At 54.4% G+C, this 21869-nt stretch carries 12 protein-coding genes and 2 pseudogenes; 8 read left to right on the forward strand and 6 right to left on the reverse strand.

The window, feature by feature from the left end; all coding sequences use genetic code 11:
- Positions 1-62: 62 nt before the first annotated feature.
- The 4 genes and pseudogenes from istB to G6L01_RS18695 all read left to right on the forward strand — a co-directional run.
- Positions 63-637 (forward strand): annotated as a pseudogene (gene istB / locus G6L01_RS18680) (IS21-like element helper ATPase IstB); the annotation flags it as partial.
- A 565-nt stretch (positions 638-1202) separates the two neighbouring features.
- Entirely contained in the window at positions 1203-4184 is a 2982-nt protein-coding gene (locus G6L01_RS18685; protein WP_070163477.1) for an autotransporter domain-containing protein, read from the forward strand.
- Positions 4184-4711 (forward strand): invasion associated locus B family protein, encoded by a 528-nt coding sequence (locus tag G6L01_RS18690; RefSeq protein ID WP_070163478.1) that lies wholly within the window; start codon positions 4184-4186, stop codon positions 4709-4711. Before G6L01_RS18685 ends, G6L01_RS18690 begins: the two co-directional genes overlap by 1 nt.
- A gap of 235 nt (positions 4712-4946) precedes the next feature.
- Positions 4947-5609 (forward strand): response regulator transcription factor, encoded by a 663-nt coding sequence (locus G6L01_RS18695; RefSeq protein ID WP_070163479.1) that lies wholly within the window; start codon positions 4947-4949, stop codon positions 5607-5609.
- Here the strand turns inward: G6L01_RS18695 and G6L01_RS18700 are convergent.
- On the reverse strand, positions 5580-7232 hold the full coding sequence (locus G6L01_RS18700) for an ATP-binding response regulator (protein WP_234891895.1): 1653 nt from the start codon (positions 7230-7232) through the stop codon (positions 5580-5582). The genes G6L01_RS18695 and G6L01_RS18700 overlap by 30 nt on opposite strands.
- Before the next feature lie 435 nt (positions 7233-7667).
- Positions 7668-9851 carry a catalase/peroxidase HPI gene (katG, locus tag G6L01_RS18705; RefSeq protein WP_070163480.1) on the reverse strand — a complete coding sequence of 728 codons (2184 nt, stop codon included), beginning with the start codon at positions 9849-9851 and terminating at the stop codon, positions 7668-7670.
- A 488-nt stretch (positions 9852-10339) separates the two neighbouring features.
- Here katG and G6L01_RS18710 point away from each other — a divergent pair, with 488 nt between their 5' ends.
- On the forward strand, positions 10340-10534 hold the full coding sequence (locus G6L01_RS18710) for a hypothetical protein (RefSeq protein ID WP_070163481.1): 195 nt from the start codon (positions 10340-10342) through the stop codon (positions 10532-10534).
- 137 nt (positions 10535-10671) lie between these two features.
- Here G6L01_RS18710 and G6L01_RS18715 read toward each other — a convergent pair whose 3' ends face one another.
- From G6L01_RS18715 to G6L01_RS18725, 3 genes are all read right to left on the reverse strand, one after another.
- Positions 10672-11151: a NanQ anomerase/TabA/YiaL family protein gene (locus G6L01_RS18715; RefSeq protein WP_070163482.1), complete on the reverse strand. Its 480-nt coding sequence runs from the start codon at positions 11149-11151 to the stop codon at positions 10672-10674.
- 88 nt (positions 11152-11239) lie between these two features.
- Entirely contained in the window at positions 11240-12181 is a 942-nt protein-coding gene (locus G6L01_RS18720) for a dihydrodipicolinate synthase family protein (protein WP_197432327.1), read from the reverse strand.
- Between the two features lie 75 nt (positions 12182-12256).
- Complete coding sequence (locus tag G6L01_RS18725; RefSeq protein WP_070163483.1) at positions 12257-13570, reverse strand: MFS transporter; 1314 nt, start codon at positions 13568-13570, stop codon at positions 12257-12259.
- 298 nt (positions 13571-13868) lie between these two features.
- On the opposite strand from G6L01_RS18725, the gene G6L01_RS18730 reads away from it, so the two are divergent.
- On the forward strand, positions 13869-14945 hold the full coding sequence (locus tag G6L01_RS18730; RefSeq protein ID WP_070163484.1) for a LacI family DNA-binding transcriptional regulator: 1077 nt from the start codon (positions 13869-13871) through the stop codon (positions 14943-14945).
- Positions 14946-15024: 79 nt separating this feature from the next.
- On the opposite strand, the pseudogene G6L01_RS18735 reads toward G6L01_RS18730, so the two are convergent.
- A pseudogene (locus G6L01_RS18735) lies at positions 15025-15777 on the reverse strand (IS6 family transposase).
- A 336-nt stretch (positions 15778-16113) separates the two neighbouring features.
- On the opposite strand from G6L01_RS18735, the gene G6L01_RS18740 reads away from it, so the two are divergent.
- Positions 16114-21303, forward strand: a complete 5190-nt coding sequence (locus G6L01_RS18740) for a toxin TcdB middle/N-terminal domain-containing protein (RefSeq protein ID WP_345799432.1) — start codon at positions 16114-16116, stop codon at positions 21301-21303.
- Positions 21293-21439, forward strand: coding sequence for a hypothetical protein (locus G6L01_RS18745; RefSeq protein ID WP_156584138.1), 147 nt, complete (start codon positions 21293-21295; stop codon positions 21437-21439). Before G6L01_RS18740 ends, G6L01_RS18745 begins: the two co-directional genes overlap by 11 nt.
- Positions 21440-21869: the final 430 nt, after the last annotated feature.

The raw sequence follows: 21869 nt of genomic DNA on the forward strand, positions 1-21869 counted from the left end.
CTTCGGCGGTGTGCCTGGTCGTGGCATCTATGACACCATAAAAACGACAGTCGATCGCGTTGGCCGAGCGTAAGGTCCACTCCATCGCCTATCACATGAAGGCGGACCGCTTTCCGGCCGACAAGGACATCTCCGGCTTCAACTTCGCCGCCAGCGAGATTAACGACGCTACGGTGCGCCAACTGCACCGCTGCGAGTTCCCGCACGGAGCGCAGAATATTTCCTTGTCGGCGGGCCGGGAACAGGCAAAACACATGTCGCGACGGCCCTTGGTATCCAGGCGATCGAGCATCATCGCCGAAAGGTCCACTTCTTCTCGACCATAGAACTGGTCAATGCACTCGAGCAGGAGAAGGCCAAAGGCAAAGCGGGTCAGACCGCGCAGACCCTGGTCCGTCTCGATCTGCTGATCCTGGACGAGCTGGGATATCCTCCATTCAGCGACCCCGGCAGCGCTTTACTCTTCCACCTGCTGAGCAAGCTTTACGAGCGCACAAGCGTCATCATCACCACCAGCCTCAACTTCAGCGAATGAGCAACTGTCTTCGGCGAGGCCAAGATGACGACCGCTCTGCTCGACCGTCTCACCCACCGTTGCCATATCCCCGAAACAGGAAATGACAGCTTTCAGGGAAAGATTTATTATTCAAATCATTGCCCCTGTGGCTTGGATTTCTTCCTCTCTCAATGTGGTGAAGAGAAATGCCGACATCTGCGAAAGCTCATCAAGCGCGCACGATGGCCGTTTATCGGCGCTTGGCTCAATGCCTACAGTGGTCTTTCAGGTTCGTTTTTAAGGCCTAAAACCGACCCATTTCCAGCGGCTCCAAACCTCAAGAATACGACTCCGACACAGGCGCGGAGATGGAAAGGTCGATCACCCTCCACGGTTTGATGTCGCGTATAGCACATCTGCACTAATGGCCTCTGCTTCGTTTCTGTGCTGAATGCGACATAGGCATGTCGATAAATAGTATGGGCAATATTGTTATTGTGGAAAACAATGTTGCTTGCAAATGTTCACTGGAATACGGGGCGACGTAATGATCAAGATATCCAGCAAGAATTTTGGCGGTACACTTTTAAAACATAAGAACATCTTCCCTGGAATCGTTAAATACATCTCGAAATCGCTTGTTTTCCCATCTATTACTGTAACGGCTGTGGTTTCCTGTTCAGGCGTCAGTCTTGCTCAAGATGTCGTGCTTGATAGCGGTAACACGACCTGGACGAGTGATACGCTGGTCGATGGTGATCTCTATGTCGGCTATAACAACAAAGACATTGGCCTGACGATCGCCAATGGCGCAAAAGTGTACAGTACAAATGGTTACATAGGCTACCGAGTTGGTAGTTCAGGGACCGTCACGGTGAGTGGTCCCGGTTCTTCCTGGATCATTCCCAGGGTCAATTACGTCCTGGCAAATAATATTACGGTCAATCAAAACGGCACTCTCAACATCGAGAATGGCGGTAATGTCGACGCGAAATATTTTACGTTCGCCAGCACGTCGCAACTGAATGTGACTGGAAATGGCTCGACCTTGACAGCGGACCGCATTTCCAATTCTGGAACGGTCCTCGTCGGGAATGGGGGCTCGATCAATGCGATCGACGCACAGTTCGATGGCCTCCCGGCGGACGGCACGGATAACAGCCTTGCGACTTTTGTTGTTCGCGGCGCTGGTTCGAAGGTGACGAGCACCGGAACTTTGACGGTTGGCGCCAATGCAAGCATCGAAGATGGCGGTGCTATCGTCGCCCAGGACGTTGGAATCGGTACAAGCGGCAGTTTTCAGAATTTCGTGGTCACAGGCGCCCAATCCCGCATGGATGTGAATGGGACTTTGACAGTCAATGGTGGCTATGCCCCTAACTCGAATATATCCATTGCCGATAGCGCCAACTTGAATGTCAAGAACGGCATCACAATGGCAACCGGCGGTCACTTGACGATTGGCGGCAAGATCGATCTGGGAAATCTGGCCCTTGGAGGAGAGCCCAAAGGCCAAGCGGCTGCCGCAGCCGGCTATATCAATCCCGATGCCGTTATTTCCTTCGGTTCATCCGAGAGGGCATACCTGAATTTTAACCACACCCAAACCGGCTATGTCTTTGCCAATGCATTGACCGGTGACGGAAACATCAAGTCGATGTCGGGCGAAACAATCCTGACGGGGGATCTCAGCAAGTTTGAGGCCACCGATAATCTCGGCGGAATCATTGTCGATGGGGGCAGTACATTGGTTCTGGCGAGCAATCTGGGAACAGGTGTTACCAATTACGACAATGTCTTCGCATGGCAGACCAATATTGATGTCAAGAACGGCACCTTCAACGTCAAGGCGGACACGGGTGCTATCAGGAAGAACTTCCTTGGAAGCGAATATTTTTCATCGAATATCGACGTCTGGGGCGATCGGAATGCCGGCAGTGCATTCGGACGGTTGATCGGGTCTGGAGCCGTCGGTAATGTCACGCTGGAAAAGGGTGCACTGATTTCACCTGGAAATTCCGACAATGCCATTGGCACTTTCACGGTGAACGGCAACCTCTCCTTTGGCGAAGGTTCGGCATATGATGTCGACATCGCTGGAAATGGGGCGAGTGACAAAATCGTCGTTCAAACCCTGAAGGCATGGAGCGGAACCGATGCCCAGAATAATCCAACCTATGTGGATAGTGCGGGTAAAACCTCAATCGCTAACAATGTATCCGTGCAGGTGACAGCTCTCGATGCTGCAACCAGCTACCAGAATGGCCAAACCTATACGATTCTATCATCGGCTGGCGGTATCCAGGGGCAATTCGCTCAAGCGATTTCGAAGTCGGCATTTCTGGATGTGGCATTGGCTCAAACGTCAAACCAGGTCGATCTGACCATCGCAGTCAAGGATACGGGTACGCCTAACCCCGGAACTCCTAATCCCGGCAATCCTGATCCGGGAACCCCTAATCCTGGTACGCCCAATCCGGGTAATCCCGATCCGGGAACCCCAAACCCCGGAACACCCAACCCTGGCACGCCATCGCCCGGCCTGTTCGATTCTGTCGCCGTAACCGGCAATCAGCGCAATGTCGCTCGGGCTCTCAACACCTTGCAGCAGAGCGGGCAGTCGCTTGCGCTCTATAACAGCCTGTTGCCGTTAAGTGCAGAAGAAGCGCAGCATGCTTTTGAAGCCCTGTCTGGTGAAGTGCATGCATCTGCCATGAATACGCTGGTCACCAGCAGCACGCTTTTGCGCAACTCGGTGAACGACCGGATGCGGGCATCGTTCAGCTCGGTCGCCTCGCGTCCTACGCCAGTCATGGCCTATGCTGACGGTGACGACAGATTTGGTACGGCTAACAAGGATATTCCGCTCTTTACGGCCTGGGGCCAGGGCTTCGGCACATGGAACAGCATCGACGGCAATGGCAATGCTGCAGACCTGAGTTCGTCCACCGGCGGTTTCGTGGCGGGTCTCGACGTTCCGGTCTCCGCCGATTGGAGATTGGGTGCCGTTGGCGGCTATAGCCGGTCCAGCTTCGATGCCAATGACCGCTCATCCTTTGGCCATAGCGACAACTATCATCTCGGCATGTATGCCGGAGCGCAATATGGAGAATTGTCCTTCCGCTCAGGCCTTACCTATACCTGGCATCAGGTATCGACCAATCGGTCCGTGGCATTCTCCGGTTTCAACGACCATCTGAAGGCTGATTACGACGCTGGCAGCTTCCAGGCCTTCGGTGAACTCGGCTATCGCATTGATGTCAGCACCGTGGCTTTCGAGCCCTTTGCCAACCTCACCCATGTCAATGTTCAGAGAGACGGCTTTAATGAGCGTGGTGGGATTGCGGCCTTGTCGAGCCCGAGCGACAGCCTGGACACGACACTGACGACCCTTGGCCTGCGCGCCTCTTCCGATTTCATGCTGGGCGGCTATATCGCCAAGGCCAGAGGCATGCTTGGCTGGCAGCACGCCTTCGGTGATACCGACCCAACCTCACGCCTGGCATTTGTCGGCAGCCAGAGCTACGTTGTGTCCGGTACACCTCTGACCAAGGATGCGGCCGTTGTCGAACTCGGCCTCGATGTCGGGCTCAGCGATACCGCCACGATCGGCATTGGCTATTCCGGTGAATTCGGTAGTAATGAAACCTCAAACAGCATCAATGCAAAGCTGGATGTCCGTTTCTGATGAAGATCGCCAAAATTGTTGCGATCATGGTGGCCGCGAATCTTGCGTCCACCGTCGCTTTTTCACAAGACGGCAATGGTCGCCCCAATGCTCCGTCTTCCCTTTCCGAAACCTATGAGGACTGGACGGTTGCCTGCGCAAAGCGCAACGAAAGCCGCGTCTGCTCGACGTTTCAACGACAGGTGCAGCAAAACGGGCAGCAGGTTCTTGGCATCGAACTCACGCCTGCTGCCGATAAGAGCATAAAGGGTTCGCTCGTTCTGCCTTTTGGGTTGGACCTGGATAAGGGAGTCGCATTTGCGATAGACGATACACCGCCTGGAAAGTCCTCGCGGTTTTCGACATGCCTTCCCTCCGGCTGCCTTGTATCCCTGACCTTTACGGATAAGGGGGCTAACGCATTGAAAAGTGGTAAATCGTTAAAACTCATTGCTTACGCTTATGGTGCAGGTACAGAGGTTCCATTCACGATTTCCTTGAAAGGTCTGGCAAGCGGGCTCGACAGGATCGCCGTCCTGTCGAAGTGAAGGTGTCGCATATGACACAAAGGTCACGCCTGGCTGTTTTCATCCGGCAGAAGTGGACATTCAGCGAGACGCGTTGTGTAATGCGAAGAGTCATTGAAAAGGACACTTCGTATTCCCTTTGCAAATATCCCAAGTGCCTGATGCATTTGAGATATCTGCAATGCCTTTAAGGCGAGGATGCGCAGGCATCTTCAAGCCTTGGTGTTAATGGAGATGAAGCGGATCATAAATTTATATGACTGACGAATTCATTATTATCGCTGATGATCACCCGATATTCCGGGAGGGCATTTTCGCTTTGGTTCGGCAGCTTTTGCCGAATTCAAAAATTGCGTCCACCGACACGCTCGAAGCCGCTCTTGAAATTGCAAGAGCCAATCCTGTCCCGCCCAGCATGTTCATCCTGGACCTGTTTTTTGAGGGAAACAACATCGTATCGAATTTGCGCGCGCTTCGCGAAGAATTTCGCCTGGCGTCGATCGTCGTGGTCACCATGGCCAGCGATAAAGCTTTGGTCGATACCGTCATGAATGCCGGGATCAACGGGTTCATCAATAAAGCAGCCCTGCCGGATGAGATAAAGGAAATCCTGCGGGCGGTTCGCGAAGGTGACGTCGTTGTCCAGGTACCGGTATCGGCGAATGCCATTGCCAGTTATGTCGGCCCGACGCTAAGCCAGCGCCAGCTCGACGTTTTGCAACTCCTTGCCGAGGGCCGGACCAATAAGGAGATCGCCATCATTCTTGGTATTTCTCCTTTCACGGTTCGCATCCATGTCTCGGCTATTTTCCGCTCACTTGGCGTGGCGACCCGCGCCGGAGCCGTGACCAAGGGGATTGCCATGGGATTGGTGCCGACCTCTCCTGGCTCATCGGAGCGGAGCTCCGATTCCCGGTAGCAGGATTGCCGAGCGAAGCTCGGCGGGGCGAACCGGCTTCGAGAGGATCGGTATGTCACTGTCGGCGATATCCTCGATCACTCTTGAGGGAGCGTGTCCCGTCATCACCACCGCCGGGACTTTCCAACCGGCAAGCTGGCGAACCTTGGCGATACATTCCGTGCCTGTCATGCGTCCGCCGAGATCAAAATCCGTTATCAGCAGATCGCAATGGTGCAGCTGGGAGGGTATCGCTGTTTCTGCCTGAACCGTACAGCCCCATTTGCGTAGTAGGCTGGCTGTGGCAAGCAGCACAGCCTCATCGTCTTCAACAAGCAGCACGCGCAGGCCATGAGCCGGATTGGCAACGGGCGGGGCTATCTGCTCCGCGCTCAAAACCTTCATGGGGACGGCAATCTTCAATCCCGATACGGAGAGCGCCGTTCCCGCTCCGACGACCGACCGCAATGAGACCTGCAACCCCATGAGGGTGCCGAGGCGCTTGACGATTGCCAAGCCCAGACCGACCCCGTCGACATCCTTGTCACCCCGCTCACGGACCTGATAAAACTCGTCGAATATGCGAAGATGATGCTCTGGCGCAATGCCTGGGCCTTGGTCATAGACCTGAATGGTCAGGCCGCCGCCCCTGCGGCGGCAGCCGATCACGATTTTACGGCCCCCGGCATATTTAATCGCGTTGCTCAGGATATTTTGCAGAATCGTATTCAGCAGAGACCGATCAACCGCAACAAAATGCGTGCAATTGACGAGCCGTAGCTGTGATCCGGCTTTCTGTGCGGCCTCCATATTCTGATCGACAACCTCATTGAGGATATCGGCAATCGCTACCGTTTCCATCTGCGGAATCAGTTTGCCGCTGTCCAGGGTGGAAATATCGAGCAAGGATTTGAAGAGCCGTGACACGCTTTGCAGTGAGCGATCGATATTGTCGACCATGGCCAGTTCGTCCGGTTTCAGCCCCGCGTCGCGCAAGCATGCCGTAAACAGGCTGATGGCGTGGATAGGTTGGCGAAGGTCATGGCTGGCATGGGCAAGAAACCGCGATTTCGACAGGTTTGCTTCCTGCTCGGCGGCATAGGCACTTTGCAGCCGAAGCAAGAATGCCAAGGTGTAGGATGGGGCCAGAATTGCCATCATTATGAATGTCAGCACGACATAAGGATTTTGTTGCCAGTAGACATTGAAATAGGTGGCGATTGCGAAAGAGCTCAACGCCAATGCCGTGGCCGGAAGTAAATGCTTGGGGCCGAAACGTAAGCCGCTGACAACCGTATGCCAGACGACAAGTGCTGCAATCGGAAAGAGTGGCGCCCCGCCGACGGACATCGCAAATGTCGTGAACGTATAGTCGAGCAGCGTAACCATGGTACGCCGCAGCATGTTGACACCTGGCCGCAGAACGATCCACAGGAGCAGCAGGAAGGAATAGGGGATGTAGATCGCAAACAGCCAATAGAAACTTTGTCCTTCTGGAGGCGTTGCACCATTTGCAACCAGCGGCATGACATAGGCGGCGGTTATGAAAATAACCGCAATGCGCATGATCGCCTGTGCCCGCTCGGTATCGAATGAGGCATCGTTGCGCATGCCGAAAAGCCGAATAAAACCGTTGGATTTCAAATCATTTTTCCGTTCGATTGACTGTGAAATATCCGCTTTGGTGTCATTCCTTGCCCAACAGGCATGGCGCCATACCTGTTTAACCCTTTGTGCAATCGGGATTCAATGGCGACGTAACCTGCTGCGTTGCTGTACCGCAGAAGTGTAGCTTATTGAGGATGGTGTGCCCGGTTTGCCAGTGCGTCTTCAACCGCTGATGGTCAATCGCGGGTAACTGGAGAAAACTGCTGCGAACACCTGTCCGGCTCAGCAATGCGCGTCCACTCGGCGCGGCAGTAAACGGTGCGCTTGGCTTTGAATGTGAGGGGGATGCAAAAGGGGAGGGATGCGATAAGGCACTGCATTTCGCAAAGGCGGCATTGCCGCGACGTCCGACAGGTCTGCCGGCAATCTGACGGGACGCGGCAGATGCCGCGTCCCGTTCAATGTCATCGATCAGACCAGATCGAAACGATCGGCGTTCATCACTTTCGTCCAGGCTGCAACGAAGTCTTTGACGAACTTTTCCTTGATATCCGACTGCGCATAGACTTCCGCCAATGCGCGAAGCTGCGAGTGCGATCCGAAGATCAGATCCACACGCGTCCCGGTCCAAAGCAGTTCGCCGCTCTTGCGATCTCGCCCTTCATAGACGCCCTCCTTGCCTGCAACCGGCGCCCACTGCGTGCGCATGTCGAGCAGGTTGACGAAGAAATCATTCGTCAGCGCCTCGGGATTGCGGGTGAGAACGCCATGTTCCGGCTGGCCAGCCTTCAACACGCGCAGACCACCGATGAGAACGGTCATTTCAGGTGCCGTCAGGGTCAAAAGCCGTGCACGGTCGACAAGTGCTTCTTCCGGCTTCATGAATTGATGCCCGCTCAGATAGTTGCGGAAAGCATCGGCGCGTGGCTTCAAAGCATCGAAGGAGGTGACATCGGTCTGTTCCTGCGATGCATCTGTCCGGCCTGGGGTAAACGGAACGGTCACATCGTGACCGCCAGCCTTGGCTGCTTTCTCGACGCCTGCTGCACCGGCAAGCACGATCAGATCGGCCAGGGAAATCTTTTTACCCGCAGATTGCGCGGCATTGAATTCCTGCTGGATTCCTTCGAGAACGCTCAGGACCTTGGCAAGCTGTGCCGGGTGGTTGACGTCCCAGTCCTTCTGCGGAGCAAGACGGATACGGGCGCCATTGGCACCGCCGCGCTTGTCAGAACCCCGGAAGGTCGAAGCCGATGACCATGCTGTCGAAACCAGTTCCTGCACCGAAACACCAGACGCCAGAACCTTGGCTTTCAGATCGGCCACATCCTTGTCGTCGACAAGCGGATGATCGACGGGAGGAATGACATCCTGCCAGATGAGATCTTCTGACGGCACTTCCGGGCCGACATAACGAACCTTTGGCCCCATGTCGCGGTGGGTCAACTTGAACCAGGCGCGGGCGAAAGCGTCAGCGAACTGATCGGGGTTTTCCAGGAAGCGGCGCGAGATTTTTTCGTAAGCCGGATCGAACCGCAGCGACAGGTCTGTCGTCAGCATGGTCGGAAGATGCTTCTTGGACGGATCATGGGCATCCGGGATGGAGGCCTCGGCGTTCTTTGCCTTCCACTGATGGGCCCCAGCCGGGCTTTTTGTCAGTTCCCATTCAAAGTTGAACAGGTTTTCGAAGAAGAAATTGCTCCAACGGGTCGGGGTTTGCGTCCAGGTAACTTCCGGTCCGCCGGTGATCGTGTCTGCGCCGAAACCAGTGCCGAACTTGCTTTTCCAGCCAAGGCCCTGATCTTCAAGCGCGCCGCCTTCCGGCTCGGCACCGATCAAAGACGGATCGCCCGCGCCATGCGTCTTTCCGAACGTGTGACCGCCAGCGATCAATGCGACGGTTTCCTCGTCGTTCATTGCCATACGGCTGAACGTTTCGCGGATGTCACGGGCTGCAGCGATCGGATCTGGATTGCCATTGGGGCCTTCCGGGTTGACGTAGATAAGGCCCATCTGCACGGCGCCAAGCGGCTCGGACAGCTGGCGTTCGCCACTGTAGCGTTCATCACCCAACCAGGTGCCTTCCGGACCCCAGAACAGCTCTTCCGGTTCCCACGTGTCAGCACGGCCACCAGCGAAACCAAAGGTCTTGAAGCCCATGGATTCCAGGGCGACATTGCCGGTCAGAACGAAGAGATCTGCCCAGGAAATCTTGTTGCCGTATTTCTGCTTGATCGGCCAGAGCAGACGGCGTGCCTTGTCAAGGTTTGCATTGTCCGGCCAGCTGTTGAGCGGCGCGAAACGCTGCTGCCCGGCGCCTGCGCCGCCGCGGCCATCGGTGATGCGATAGGTGCCTGCGCTGTGCCATGCCATGCGGACGAAGAGGCCACCGTAATGGCCGAAGTCGGCTGGCCACCAATCCTGAGAATCGGTCATCAACGCATGGAGATCACTCTTCAGGGCTTCATAGTCGAGCTTCCTGAATTCTTCGGCATAATCGAAGTCAGGGCCCATTGGATCGGCGATCTTGTTCTTTTGGTGAAGGATCTGCACATCGAGCTGTTCAGGCCACCAATCGCGATTGCCGCGACCCTTCGCGCCAGCTGCCCCATGTGCAACCGGACATTTTCCACCAGTTTCAACCTTGGTATCCATAGGATTCTCCCTTGATATCCTCATACTTTATCCACTCAGGGGCATCTTCCGTCGACCATTCAATTTCGTAGTGTCGACAATGTGCTCTCGTATGACGGCTCGCCCGATTTTAACCGGGAAATGGCATAAAGGGCCTGACGGAAATTATCCCTGGCATCTTCATAGAGGAGGTCGATGTTAAATTTAAGTTGGATTTATTGATGGTCACGATAAGCTAAACCTATCAGGGACGTCAGGTTGAACAGTTCCGCTTTTTGCAGCCAGGGTGATCGGAATTGGTTGTTCCGAGCGAAATGCGCTCGGCTGAAATTTCTGTTTGCCGCTTTCCAGCCTCCGCGTTATTGAGCACGATAGGGGGTGTCGGGGGAATTCAACAGTTTTGGTCAGATAGCTTCCGCAGCTCGTCATTCGGCAGGCGTGGACAGCATGCGCCAGCAAGTTGGTTTGTGCACCGAAAAACACCAAACCGGTGCCGGAAATGAAGAAAGATGATGAACATGCTGTCACTCCCCGCCATTCTCGGTATCTCACTCGGCGCTGCTGGTTTTGCAGCCTTCAGCCGAAAGAACAAACCGTGGAGCGCTCTTAAAAGGATCGGCTATTTTATTGTGGTGGCGATCGGAATTTTGCTGGTCATGCTGGCTTTGAATTTCGGACTCTACTACTCCAATCGCGTTTCCTGATCGGGCAAGGCACTGGTAAAGCCGCTATAAAGATGCTGTAGGGCCTGTCTGGTTCAGTATGAACCTGACAGGCGCCTAATCAAATCTCGAAGATGCTCACGCATCCTCGACATCATCCGCTTGGATCATCGGAAATATTATTGAGAAGCCAGTAGCCTGGAGTCGATCTTGATGACTGCTTTGCGGATCGCCAAGGGGGCTCCGATCTCGCAGCAGGGACGATGAAACTCTCCCGGGAAGAACACGATGAAATCGCCGGCGCTAAGCTCCACAGAATATTCGCTGGGTCGTGCGGGATAAAAGGCGATATCCTGGGTCTCCAGCCGGTTGTCAATCGGAACAAGGTGAGGGTCGGGAAAGGCCACGCCATAGGCTTCCCGTCCCTCAAGCAGGATCTGGATATCGATATAGCGGCGATGAGCCTCTGGACGAAGCTCGTTCGCCGGTTTGGTCGACAGTTCCTGGATCAGCAGGAAAATGTCCTCTCCGTCGATCTCATGTCGCCCGGTAGGCAAGCTGGATAGATCGAGAGCCGTGACGGCCTCCATGGCGCAGTTGAGGCAGGCTGGCAAAGTGGCGCGGTAAAATTGCCAATGATGAAGGGAGCCGGTGATCATGGGAACTCTCCTGAAATGTTAGGGAATGCGGGTTGGAGCCGAGATCAGAATACATTTGGCGCTTCTGATCCCGGTGACGGCACTCGCCTCAGAGTTTGGCAATCCGCGCACGGAAATGCTCGGTGCCTTCAACGATTTTATCCAGCACAGCATCCAGCGCCCAAAAGCGCTCACGAATGTCATAATCAATCACCCGGCAGCGAATGCTGTCGAATGTGCCGATCCGCTGGTGATAAAGCTTGGCAAGGGCCGGATAGCCGAGCGCTTCGGAAACAGCCGACAGCACCAGGAAGGTGGCCAGCTCTTTAGCGAGCTGTGGATGTTTTTCACCCTCACGCCACAGCCAGTTGTAAAGATCGGGATGGAAATTAGTGAAGACGCCGTTGAAGCCTGGCACGCCTGCCTTCATCGCATCCCATGCAATGGCTGCATTGGCATTGAGGATTTTCAGCGGTGTGCCTTTGGTCAGTTCCAGACGACGCTTGACCGTGTCGAGATCGCAGCTCACATCCTTGAGCATGATAAAACGACCAGTATGGGCGCAATAGGTCAGCTCTTCATCGCTCAGCAAACGGCGATAGGGGGCTGGGCATTCGTACAAACCAAGCGGCAGCTCTTCTGGCAACACAGATAGAAGCTTATCCAGCGTTGTCTTGAAGGCAGCCGTGCCTTCTTTTTTGGGGTCGAGATGGTTGGTCACGAGGATCAGCCCATCTGCGCCAACCCGGCTCATGGCCAGCAATTCTTCGATCTGCTTGTCCAGATCGTCACTGATATGGCCGGACACAACGACCGGAAGGCGTCCCGCCGTCTTTTCTACCACGAAACGGCCCAGCGCCACCCGCTCATCGAGCGACAGGAACATCATTTCGCTGGACTGGCATACTGCGAACAAGGCCCCGGAGCCATTGGCGATATACCATTCGATGAGGCGTTCCAGACCGGGGTAATCGATCTGCCCATCCTCAAGAAACGGCGTGAGCATGACGGGAATAATGCCTTGGATAGATTGAGCTTTGCTGGTCATCATCAATGTCCGTTATTGAATTTCGAATGCGCTTTCCGGGACCTCCCGGAAAGCTGTCTGTCAGGAAAAGCGTTTGCCTTATTTCTGGTCCATCGGTTCGCGAACCAGGAAGAAGTAGCTGGCAGCACCCACAAAAGCGATGGCAGCCCCGGTGAGCAAGGCCGGCACGAAAGACGAGTATTCGGCAATAAACCCGGTTGCGATCGGAGCCAGCGAGCCACCCAGGAAGCCGCCGAAATTCTGGAGGGAACCCAGCGATGCCACCCGGTTTTTCGGGGCAACGGCTGTTACCAGCGCCCAGGAGCAGGCAGAGGCGGCATTTGTGAGGAAGATCACCACGGAAATGCAGAAAATCGCAATGTTATTGTCGGCAACCAGCGCCGCCGGCACGGTAAAGGCGGCCATGCCGAGCATGGCGATAACCACGGGAATGCGACGGCCACGCACCGGTGATGCCTCTGTTTTCTTAATGATCTTGTCCGAAAGCCAGCCAGCCACGAGGCAACCGATAAAGCCGCAGAAGAATGGCACGGAGGCCATGAAACCGGTGCGGGCAAGGCTCATATGCCGTTCATTGACCAGGTAGGATGGCAACCAGCTGAGATAAACCCAGTTGAGATAGACATTGCCGAAATAGCCGAGGATCATGCCCCAGGTGGCACGATAGGAAAACAGCTGGCCCCAGTCGGCAAGCGTCACCTTCTCCTGCTTTTCTTCCGTCTCCGAAGAGAGGTACGAGCGTTCCTCTGCGGTCAGCCCTATGTCCTTTGGATCGCGATACAGCAGAAACCAGAGCACAGCCATGACAAGGCCAGCGGCACCGGTGATGATGAAGACCCAGCGCCAATCCAGAACGATCAGAAGCTGGGTGAGCAGCAAAGGCGCAATAGCTGTGCCCAATGGCGATGCTGAATTGAAGATGCCTGTGGGCACGCCGCGCTTGCTGACCGGAAACCAGTTGCTGACAACCCGGGCAGCCGACGGAAATTGCGGCGCTTCACCAACGCCCAGACCGATACGGCTCAGGATAAACTGGGTAAAGGACGTGACAAAACCTCCGGCGGCCTGGGCCAGCGACCAGAACACCAGACCGAAACCCAAAAGGCGACGCGGTCCGAGACGGTCCACCATTGCTCCAACCGGAAGCTGTGCCAGCGCATAGCTCCAGGAAAATGCCGAGAGCAGCAGGCCCATTTCACCGAGGGTCAAACCCATGTCTTCGGTGATCCGGTGATTGGCAACCGCCAGCGTCCCGCGATCCATGTAATTGATGACGCCAGCCACCACCAGCAGGCAAAGCGAGGTGATCTGCATGCGCCGGACACGGGGCGGTGCTTTGGCTTGGGTCGACCCCAGTGGGGCCGAGGGCTCGGAACTGACAATGGTGCTCATGACGTCTCTCCTCCTTGGATGTCCGTTGCGGTTGGAGTATCCCGCGTCGCCTGTGGATTACCGTGCTGTGGGGATTGAAAGGTGTCCCGCATGGCAATCGCAAGCTCCTCCCCGCGACTGTATGTAAGCGCTTACATGAGATTATTTCAAAAATCTGTCAACGGTCTTTTTCTTTCAAAAAATCAATGTGTGACTTTAAATCGGTTTGTATCGAGCCAACTTGATAAGGGGCGCCATTTCAGACTGGCGATTTTCGAGCTAACGAAGACATACGACAACTTGCGCAAGCGGAGACGCAATGACAGAAACGCCTGATCGGCCCACAACCCCTCTGAAACGCACCCGTGAAGGCAGCGGCAGGGCAAGGCTGGAGGAGGTTGCGCGCAGGGCTTGCGTTTCGACAGCCACTGTTTCTCGTGCTTTCAACACGCCCGAAAGGGTTTCTCCTGAAACACGCGAGCGCATTTTCTCGACCGCCAAGGCCCTGGGTTGGGTTCCAAATGCTGCGGGCCGGGCGTTGGCATCGAACCGCACCCATATTGCCGGTGTCATCATCCCAACGCTGGATAATGAAATCTTCTCCCATCAGGTCGGTGCAATGCAGCGGGTGTTTGCCGAACACGGATTGAACCTTCTCATCGCCTGTTCGAATTACGATCCTGAACTGGGTTTCCAACAGGCAAAAGCCATGATCGAGCGCGGCGTGGAGGCACTGGCGCTGGCGGGCGAATCCCATCCTCAGGCGCTCTACGACAATCTGGACAATCTCGGCATTCCCTATGTGCTGACCTATGCCTATCGACAGGGCGCCTCGCATGCCATGGTGGGCTTCGACAATGCCGCAGCCTTTGCCCGGATGACCGATTATCTGATAGGCCTTGGCCATCGACGTATCGCTGTCGTCATGCAGCCCAAGGACAATAATGACCGCGTGGTCGCGCGCCTCAGCGGTATCACAACCGCCCTTAGCGCAGCAGGATTGGAACTTTCGCCCGATCATTTGATCAGTGACAAGGCCAGTCTGGATTTTGGCATCGAAAGCGCCAAGCGGCTCGCGCAAGAGCCAACGGACATAAGTCCGACTGCGATCATTTGCGGAAATGATACTCTGGCACTCGGCGTGCTGATGGGTTTGGCACAGATGGGAGCAAGCGTTCCGGGCGATTTTTCGGTGACGGGTTTCGACGATCTGGAACTCTCGTCTCGATTGTCTCCGGCACTCACCACGATGTCTGTCGATAACAAGGAAATCGGACGCATTGCCGCAGAACAACTCGTTCTGTGTCTTGGAGGCGAGATAACCTCGCCTCAATCCCGGGAAATATCGGTCAGCTTGCATATCCGGGAAAGTACAGCGGCCCCGCCAACGAGATAGACTGTATCAGGGTGGACTTGTAACGGGCTTGTCGCAAACATTTTCGGAGCGCGCGATTATCCCGTGAGCATCTTAAGTTTCATACTTTATTAACCATTTGCAGTCCGAAGAGGCGCGCAAGCAAATCGTTCTGGTCGTTGACAGTCCAGCCGCCGGAAAAGCCGAAACCTTTCTTCAACTATAGCATCGCCTCGAAACCCGCGATGGTTCGCCGCGCCGTGTTGAAGGATTGAAAGCCACCGATCTTTGGCATGTTCTTCTTTATCCGGAAATGGTCGCTCTCGATTCTCTGTTGGAGGTGCTTGGTGACATAATGAACCGGACCCGGATGCAGGTGCCCACTATCGACTGACGTCTTGATTGCCGACGGAAAGGTATTGGCTCCGTCCGTCCCGATCTTTGCCGGTGACAACAAAGGCTCGTCCTTCAGCATTTTGCGGAAGAACCGCTTGGCAGCGTCGAGATCGCGCTTGGCTGTCAGCAGGAAATCCATAGGGTTTCCGTGCTTGTCGATGGCCCGGTAAAGATAGCGCCACTTGCCGCGGATCTTGACGTAGGTTTCGTCGATCCGGACCGAACCACAATGCGGGCGCCGAAACTGCCGCAGCCGTTTTTCAATCATCGGCGCATAAGCCAAAACCCAGCGGTTGACGGTGCTGTGATCGACCTCGAAACCACGTTCCCGGAACATTTCCTCGAGGTCTCGGTAGCTGAGCGGATAGCGCAGATACCAGGCTACTGCCTGCACGATGAGCCATGCCTCGAAATGCCTGCCTTTGAAATCATCCTTCGACTGGCGCTTCAGCTTTTCGGCAATGGCATTCAGAATCATGGGCTCGCTCCATAACATTGGGAGCGTGAATCTCTCTGATGATGGTCAACGACGCGTTAAGCCCGAAAATTTGCGACAACGCCCCTGCAACCCTATCGTTATGATTGTGGAATAAGGAGTCTGAATCCTGGCTGCCGTGCATTTGGTCCACAGTTTAATTTTGGAATTTCCCGGTAAAAATTGTTATAGTTTATAACTATATGTCGTTTTGTAAATAATATTTTTCCTTCCCTCTTTACATCTCCAAAATCCTGAATACGGTCCGACTGTCATTGCTGGGGATAGCAGTGATATTTGAGATTTTATATATTTCTATTTTAGCGTGGGGACGCTTACATGATGATCGGACGGACCGTTGCTTTGGCCGTGGCTTCTGCATGCCTTTTTTTATTTATAAGTAAAGTTGCATATGCCGATACAGCGCTTGGAGATCCACAGCAGGTTGCTGTCGCCCCCAAGGCTAGCGATGTCTCCAGTTCCGGTGCCTTCGTCCAGGAATATCCGATCGATGTGCCCAAGAGTTTTGGTGTAGAGCCTAAACTGTCCTTCAAGTACGATAGCTCCCGCCGCACCAAGGTTAGTGGCCTTTATCAAGGCTGGCTTGGCTATGGCTGGGGTCTGGAAGGCGTGGCCGTTATCGAGCGTGCAAGACCTGCACGCGGTATCCCTGCCTATGATGCCAACGACGTCTACATGCTCAACGGTGAGCCGCTGGCCAGCTGCACCTCGACCAACAATGCCGGTGTCTCCTGCCAGGTTGGCGGCAACTGGGTTGGCGAGACCGAGAACTATCTGCGGATCCTTTACGTATCCTCCTCCAACACTTGGGAGATCACGGCACGCGACGGCACCAAGACGGTACTGGCCTCCACCGCATCGTTGGTGGGTTCGACCAGCACAGCTGTCGAGGCGACCAATTACCGCTGGCTGGTCAAAAGCGTTACCGATACCCATGGCAACACGGCCAGTTACAGCTACACCTGCGATACGCTTCCTGTCTGCTATCCGTCGGTGATCAGCTACAACAACCGGACAGTCAACTTCTTCTACGAGGCGCGGCCCGATCCGCTGATCATGGCAAACGGCAACTCGTTGTCGCAGACGACGCGTCGCCTGAAGACCATCGTCGTCAAGACTGGTAGCAGCACCATCAGCGGCTACGCTCTCAATTACGATCAGGCGCCGGAGAACGATGCCTCACGTCTCGTTTCAGTACAGAAGTACGGCTCCGACCTGACGCTCAGCAATGTCAATGCCATTACCGGCGGCACCTCTCTGCCCGCAACAACATTCTCTTATGCAAACGGAACCGACTTCAGCCAGACCGTGTCAACAAGCGCGATCATGGGCAGGCCGATGTGGACAGATCTTACTCCAAATTACATTCCAGTCGATGTCGACGATGACGGGCTTTCCGAAATCCTGACGAGTGGCTGCGGAATGCTGTTTGGGCAACCGGGTGCGACGCGATTTGATATTGCCGACATGTCCGCTGTGAAATGCTCCCAAGATGTCGCACCCAGATTCCATGTTGGACGGTTTCATGCTGGGGAAACCGGCAAGCAGATGTTGATCCGCGGCAAGGATTCTAAAATCCGCGATGAGGTGCTGCTGACGAGGAATGGGACTGGCTTCAGCGTTGAGGTGAACACCTGCAGTGCGACGTCCGGCGACGCTATGATCACCAACAGTGCAACCAAGGCAATGTGCGGTCTTGGCGCTGACTTCAAAACCCCGGTCGATTATGACGCCAGCGGCACGGACAAATTAGTGACGGTATCTGACCAGACTGTCGGCATGGCCGAACTGTTCGGCGACGGCCGTATCCAGAGGATCTATTACGGTGAAACCTCCCTACGCGCCGCTTCCTATGAGAATGGCGCTTGGGTCAAGCGCAAACTTGCTGGTTACACGTGCACAAAAAACTGCTTATTTACCGACCTCAACGGCGACGGGTTGGATGATCTGGTTCAATACGAAGTCAATTACGATCCGGGTAATACAAGCGACAACAATTACAGAGAGCCATCGTACTCTGTCACGGTCTCTGCTTACTTGTTCAACGGCATGACCTATCAAGCCTGGTCTGGGAGCTATAGCAAAGAGTACAATCTCCAGAGCCCGGACGCGACCTATTACGGCGCTGTGACGATCTTTGCATCCGATGTGGACGGCGATCAGAAATCCGAAATTGGTGTCGGCGTAAAAGGCACCGAAGACTATGATATCTATGGCAATCGATCGTGGATGCTCATGCGGATGCGCAACCAGTCCAACAAAGCTTCTTTTGTCTTTGAAAACCTGAACTTGAGCAGTAGTTTTGCGACGGCCGGGGACTTTGACGGCGATGGCTTGTCCGATATGTTGACGGCGCCCGCAGTGACCTGTGGTGGACGGACATATAATAATAATAAACAATCTTATACCTATGGCCCCAACTGCGACAAGGCCTTCGATAACAAGCCATACACGATCCGCTACGGCCGTTCGACGGGTGATTTCCCCAATCTGATGACAGGGATGACGACGCCCGAGGGCGCGAAGGTGGCCGTGCGGTATGCGCCCTCGACGAAGTGGCAGAACACCTATCTGCCCTTCGCGCTGCAGGCGGTCAGTTCCATTGCTCTTGATGATGGTCGTGGCACGGTGGCAACCACCGACTATTCTTATGCCAAAGGTCTTTACGTGCCGTCAAAGCGCAAGTTCATGGGCTTTGGCGAGGTCACCAAGACCCTGCCGCTTGCCAATGGTCAGAGTGTCCGCAACACCGTTACAACAACTTACCTGCAGGATATGGCAACCATCGGGCTGCCGGCTGTCACGCGATATGCAGGTGATACGACCAACTCCGGCAAAGTTGCCACCAATACATACATCGCCAATAACGCTTCCATTCCCTACACCGCGCTGAAACAGGCAACTGAAACGCAGTATCTGGAAAGTGGTGCCTCTCGTTCCGTGCGTAGCGAATGGGCCTATGATACCTATGGTAACATCTTCCAAGAAACTAGCTTCGGCAGAACAGATACAGGTGGTGACGAAGCAACGACCGTTTACAAACGGGTTTATAATATCCCGAATTACATCGTCTCCACGATCAGTGATAAGTCGAGTTACGAAGGGGTAGTCGACAACGCGCCTTTGCTAAGTCGACAGACCTTTGCCTATGACGGTCTGGAGTTAGGAACCTCTCCTACAAAAGGGGATATGACTGCTCAGCGCGATTACGCTAATGACGCAGGTTTTTATCAGTCGAAGAGATTTACTTACGACGCATATGGTAATCGACTGACGGAAACCAATGGGGAAAATGAGACAACAACGTTTGAGTACGATTCTGATTATCACCAATTCCCGGTAAAGACGACGTATCCAACAGGATTATTCAAACTGGCCGATTACGCACCTTTATGTTCTGCGGTCAGTAACTTGCGGGATGTTAACGGTGTCGTCAGTCATTTTAATTACGACTTGCTATGCCGCCAAACCGAGGTGATTAACAGCGCTACAGGTTTTTACACACGTAAGTCATATAATGCGTGGGGTAACCCCTCAGCTCAGAATATTGCCACGTCAACGAGCGCACCGAATGGTAGCTCGATAGAGAAAGTTGAATACTTTGACGGCCTAGGTCGTATTAGGCAGACGTCAGCGACCGGAGAAAGTGCCAACACCACTTCTTATGCGGACGTAGATTACGATGCTCGTGGCAATGTCATGCGAACAACCGCTCCGTATATTTATGGGAATACGGTTTATTCAACCATAACAACATTTGACTGGAATGGTCGTCCTTTAAAATCGACCAATTCTGATCTTACGTTCAAGGCCTATGAGTATAGCCTAGTTGATAATGCAGCACGCTCTTCCAATGTAACATTGTTATCAACATTGTTGACCGACGAGGTCGGCATAAGGACGAGAACTATATTTTCCACAAGTGGTGATGTGGTGGGCGCTATTCAACGTTCTGCGAATGCAGCGGACGGCAGCAGCATTGCTCGTTGGATTCATGCCGCTACGTTCGACGGCGCTCGCCGCATGATCCAGGTTCAGGATAATGACGGAGCAACATGGAACTACTCTTATGACCTCGTTGGAAATCGCCTCTCGGCGAGTGATCCAGATATGGGAGTATGGAACTACACCTATGACAATGCCAATCGCCTGAAGCGTCAAAGGGATGCGCGAGGGTATGTCATGGCCATAACGTATGATGCGGCGGGTCGCGTCATTCAAAAAATGGCCTTCTCCAATGAAAATGATGCAAACAGTGCAACAAACGGAATATTGCTTGCGGCTAATCGTTACGATGAGTTGCGCGATGGTTTTTATAACGGCGGCCAAATGACGAGCACGCAGGCTGGTTCCGTTCAGCAGTCAATTCAGTACAACGGCGATGGGTTGCCGACCGATAAAACAGTCACGGTTGATAGCGTTGTACACAACGAAACGACGATCTACGACCAAGGTAAGAAGCCGATTTTTCTGACCTATAATGGCGGTCAGCAGGTGGCCATTGGCTCGTCTTCTTCCCACTGGACCTACGACCGCAAGGGCCAGTTGCTGACAATCCCCGGCTACATTAACAGCACGACCTATATGCCCGATGGGCAAACGGCCTCGATCACCTATGCCAATGGCGTGAAGACCACCTTCAGCTATTCGCCTGAGCGTGGCTGGCTGACGGGTATCGTCACCCAGAATTCCGCCGGCACCCGGCTGTTGGGCGCGAGCTACAGCCGCGATGCAGCCGGTCGTATCACGAGCATTGATGAAGACGGCACGGCCAATGACTGGACTTACAGCTACGACCGTTTCGGTCGGGTCGCTACAGCGATCAGGGTCGACAATCCCGCCTATAGCGAAACCTTCATCTACGCTGACAATGACAATCTGATCAGCCGCTCACGTCTGGCCGGCAGTTTTGTCTATCCGTCAGCCGGTTCCTCGCGCCCGCATGCGCCGACATCGCTCAACGGTGTCGCCTTTAGCTATGATCCGAATGGCAATATGATCAATGACGGCAGCCGCCAGCTGAACTACGACCTCGCCAATCGTGTCGCCTCGGTCACAGCCAACGGCTCCACGATCAGCTTTGCTTATGGTCCCGACGGAGCGCGCGCCAAGAAGATTGGCAGCAACGGCACGACCTTATACTACAGTGCGGATGTCGAGTTCGACATGGCCGCGAACGCCTTCACGCGGTATCCGCATATGGACATCAAGCTTGTCGGCAATAATGTCTACTTCCTGCATCGTGACCATCTGTCTTCGGTCCGCTTCGTGACCAACATGGCTGGCCAGATCGTCGAAAGCACCGATTATGCCGCCTATGGTGAGACCACCAACAAGGCGATGACCACCCAGAAAAACTATATCGGCGAGCGCTTCGATCCCGAAACTGGCCTCATGTATCTCAATGCAAGATATATGGATCCACGGTTTGGTAGATATGTGCCTGCTGATGACGGGGCAGTAATCGAGCCATCCGCCGAAGCCGAGGAGGTGCGTCATGCGCAGTAATCAGTTCTCGCAAGTGGCATCCGCCATGCTAGCGGCGACGTCCGAGGCAACCAACACCATTGCTACCGTCGCACCGGGATCGATCACCATGCACCACATCAAAACTTGGTTCGCTGCGGCACAGCCCAAATCCTAGCCACAGCGTCTGCTCAATAGGTTGATGAGCCTGCTGCTAATTGCAAGTCTCGTCGCCACGTCATTCGCCGCCACCGCTAATGCCCACTTTATCTCCCCGGACGATTGGGACCCGACGAAGCCGGGCGTCGGCACAAATAGGTATGCTTATGCCGGGAATGATCCCGTCAATAGGCGTGATGCCAATGGGCATTGTACGAACTCTCTATGTGACTACGACTCATATCGTAGTGGATGGTCCGATGAAGCAAACCACTATGAATCTCAGTTAAATCAACCAACGGACAAATAGAGCGAGGCGAAGTTACAAGGAATGAAGCCGCCGACGGCCTTAGCTACCTTGAAAATCAACGTGATGATGCACGTTCAAAGGCAAATATTTCCGAGGGGGAATATGCGAAACTAAAAATAGAAGAAATGTCTAATTGAAG

The sequence above is a fragment of the Agrobacterium vitis genome, from assembly GCF_013337045.2.
GTDB lineage: Bacteria > Pseudomonadota > Alphaproteobacteria > Rhizobiales > Rhizobiaceae > Allorhizobium > Allorhizobium vitis_B.

Coding starts and splice junctions, on each gene's coding strand:
- G6L01_RS18690 (WP_070163478.1), top strand. CDS start 4,184: ATGAAGATCGCCAAAATTGTTGCGATCATGGTGGCCGCGAATCTTGCG.
- G6L01_RS18695 (WP_070163479.1), top strand. CDS start 4,947: ATGACTGACGAATTCATTATTATCGCTGATGATCACCCGATATTCCGG.
- katG (WP_070163480.1), bottom strand. CDS start 9,851: ATGGATACCAAGGTTGAAACTGGTGGAAAATGTCCGGTTGCACATGGG.
- G6L01_RS18710 (WP_070163481.1), top strand. CDS start 10,340: ATGATGAACATGCTGTCACTCCCCGCCATTCTCGGTATCTCACTCGGC.
- G6L01_RS18715 (WP_070163482.1), bottom strand. CDS start 11,151: ATGATCACCGGCTCCCTTCATCATTGGCAATTTTACCGCGCCACTTTG.
- G6L01_RS18720 (WP_197432327.1), bottom strand. CDS start 12,181: ATGATGACCAGCAAAGCTCAATCTATCCAAGGCATTATTCCCGTCATG.
- G6L01_RS18725 (WP_070163483.1), bottom strand. CDS start 13,570: ATGAGCACCATTGTCAGTTCCGAGCCCTCGGCCCCACTGGGGTCGACC.
- G6L01_RS18730 (WP_070163484.1), top strand. CDS start 13,869: ATGACAGAAACGCCTGATCGGCCCACAACCCCTCTGAAACGCACCCGT.
- G6L01_RS18740 (WP_345799432.1), top strand. CDS start 16,114: ATGATGATCGGACGGACCGTTGCTTTGGCCGTGGCTTCTGCATGCCTT.
- G6L01_RS18745 (WP_156584138.1), top strand. CDS start 21,293: ATGCGCAGTAATCAGTTCTCGCAAGTGGCATCCGCCATGCTAGCGGCG.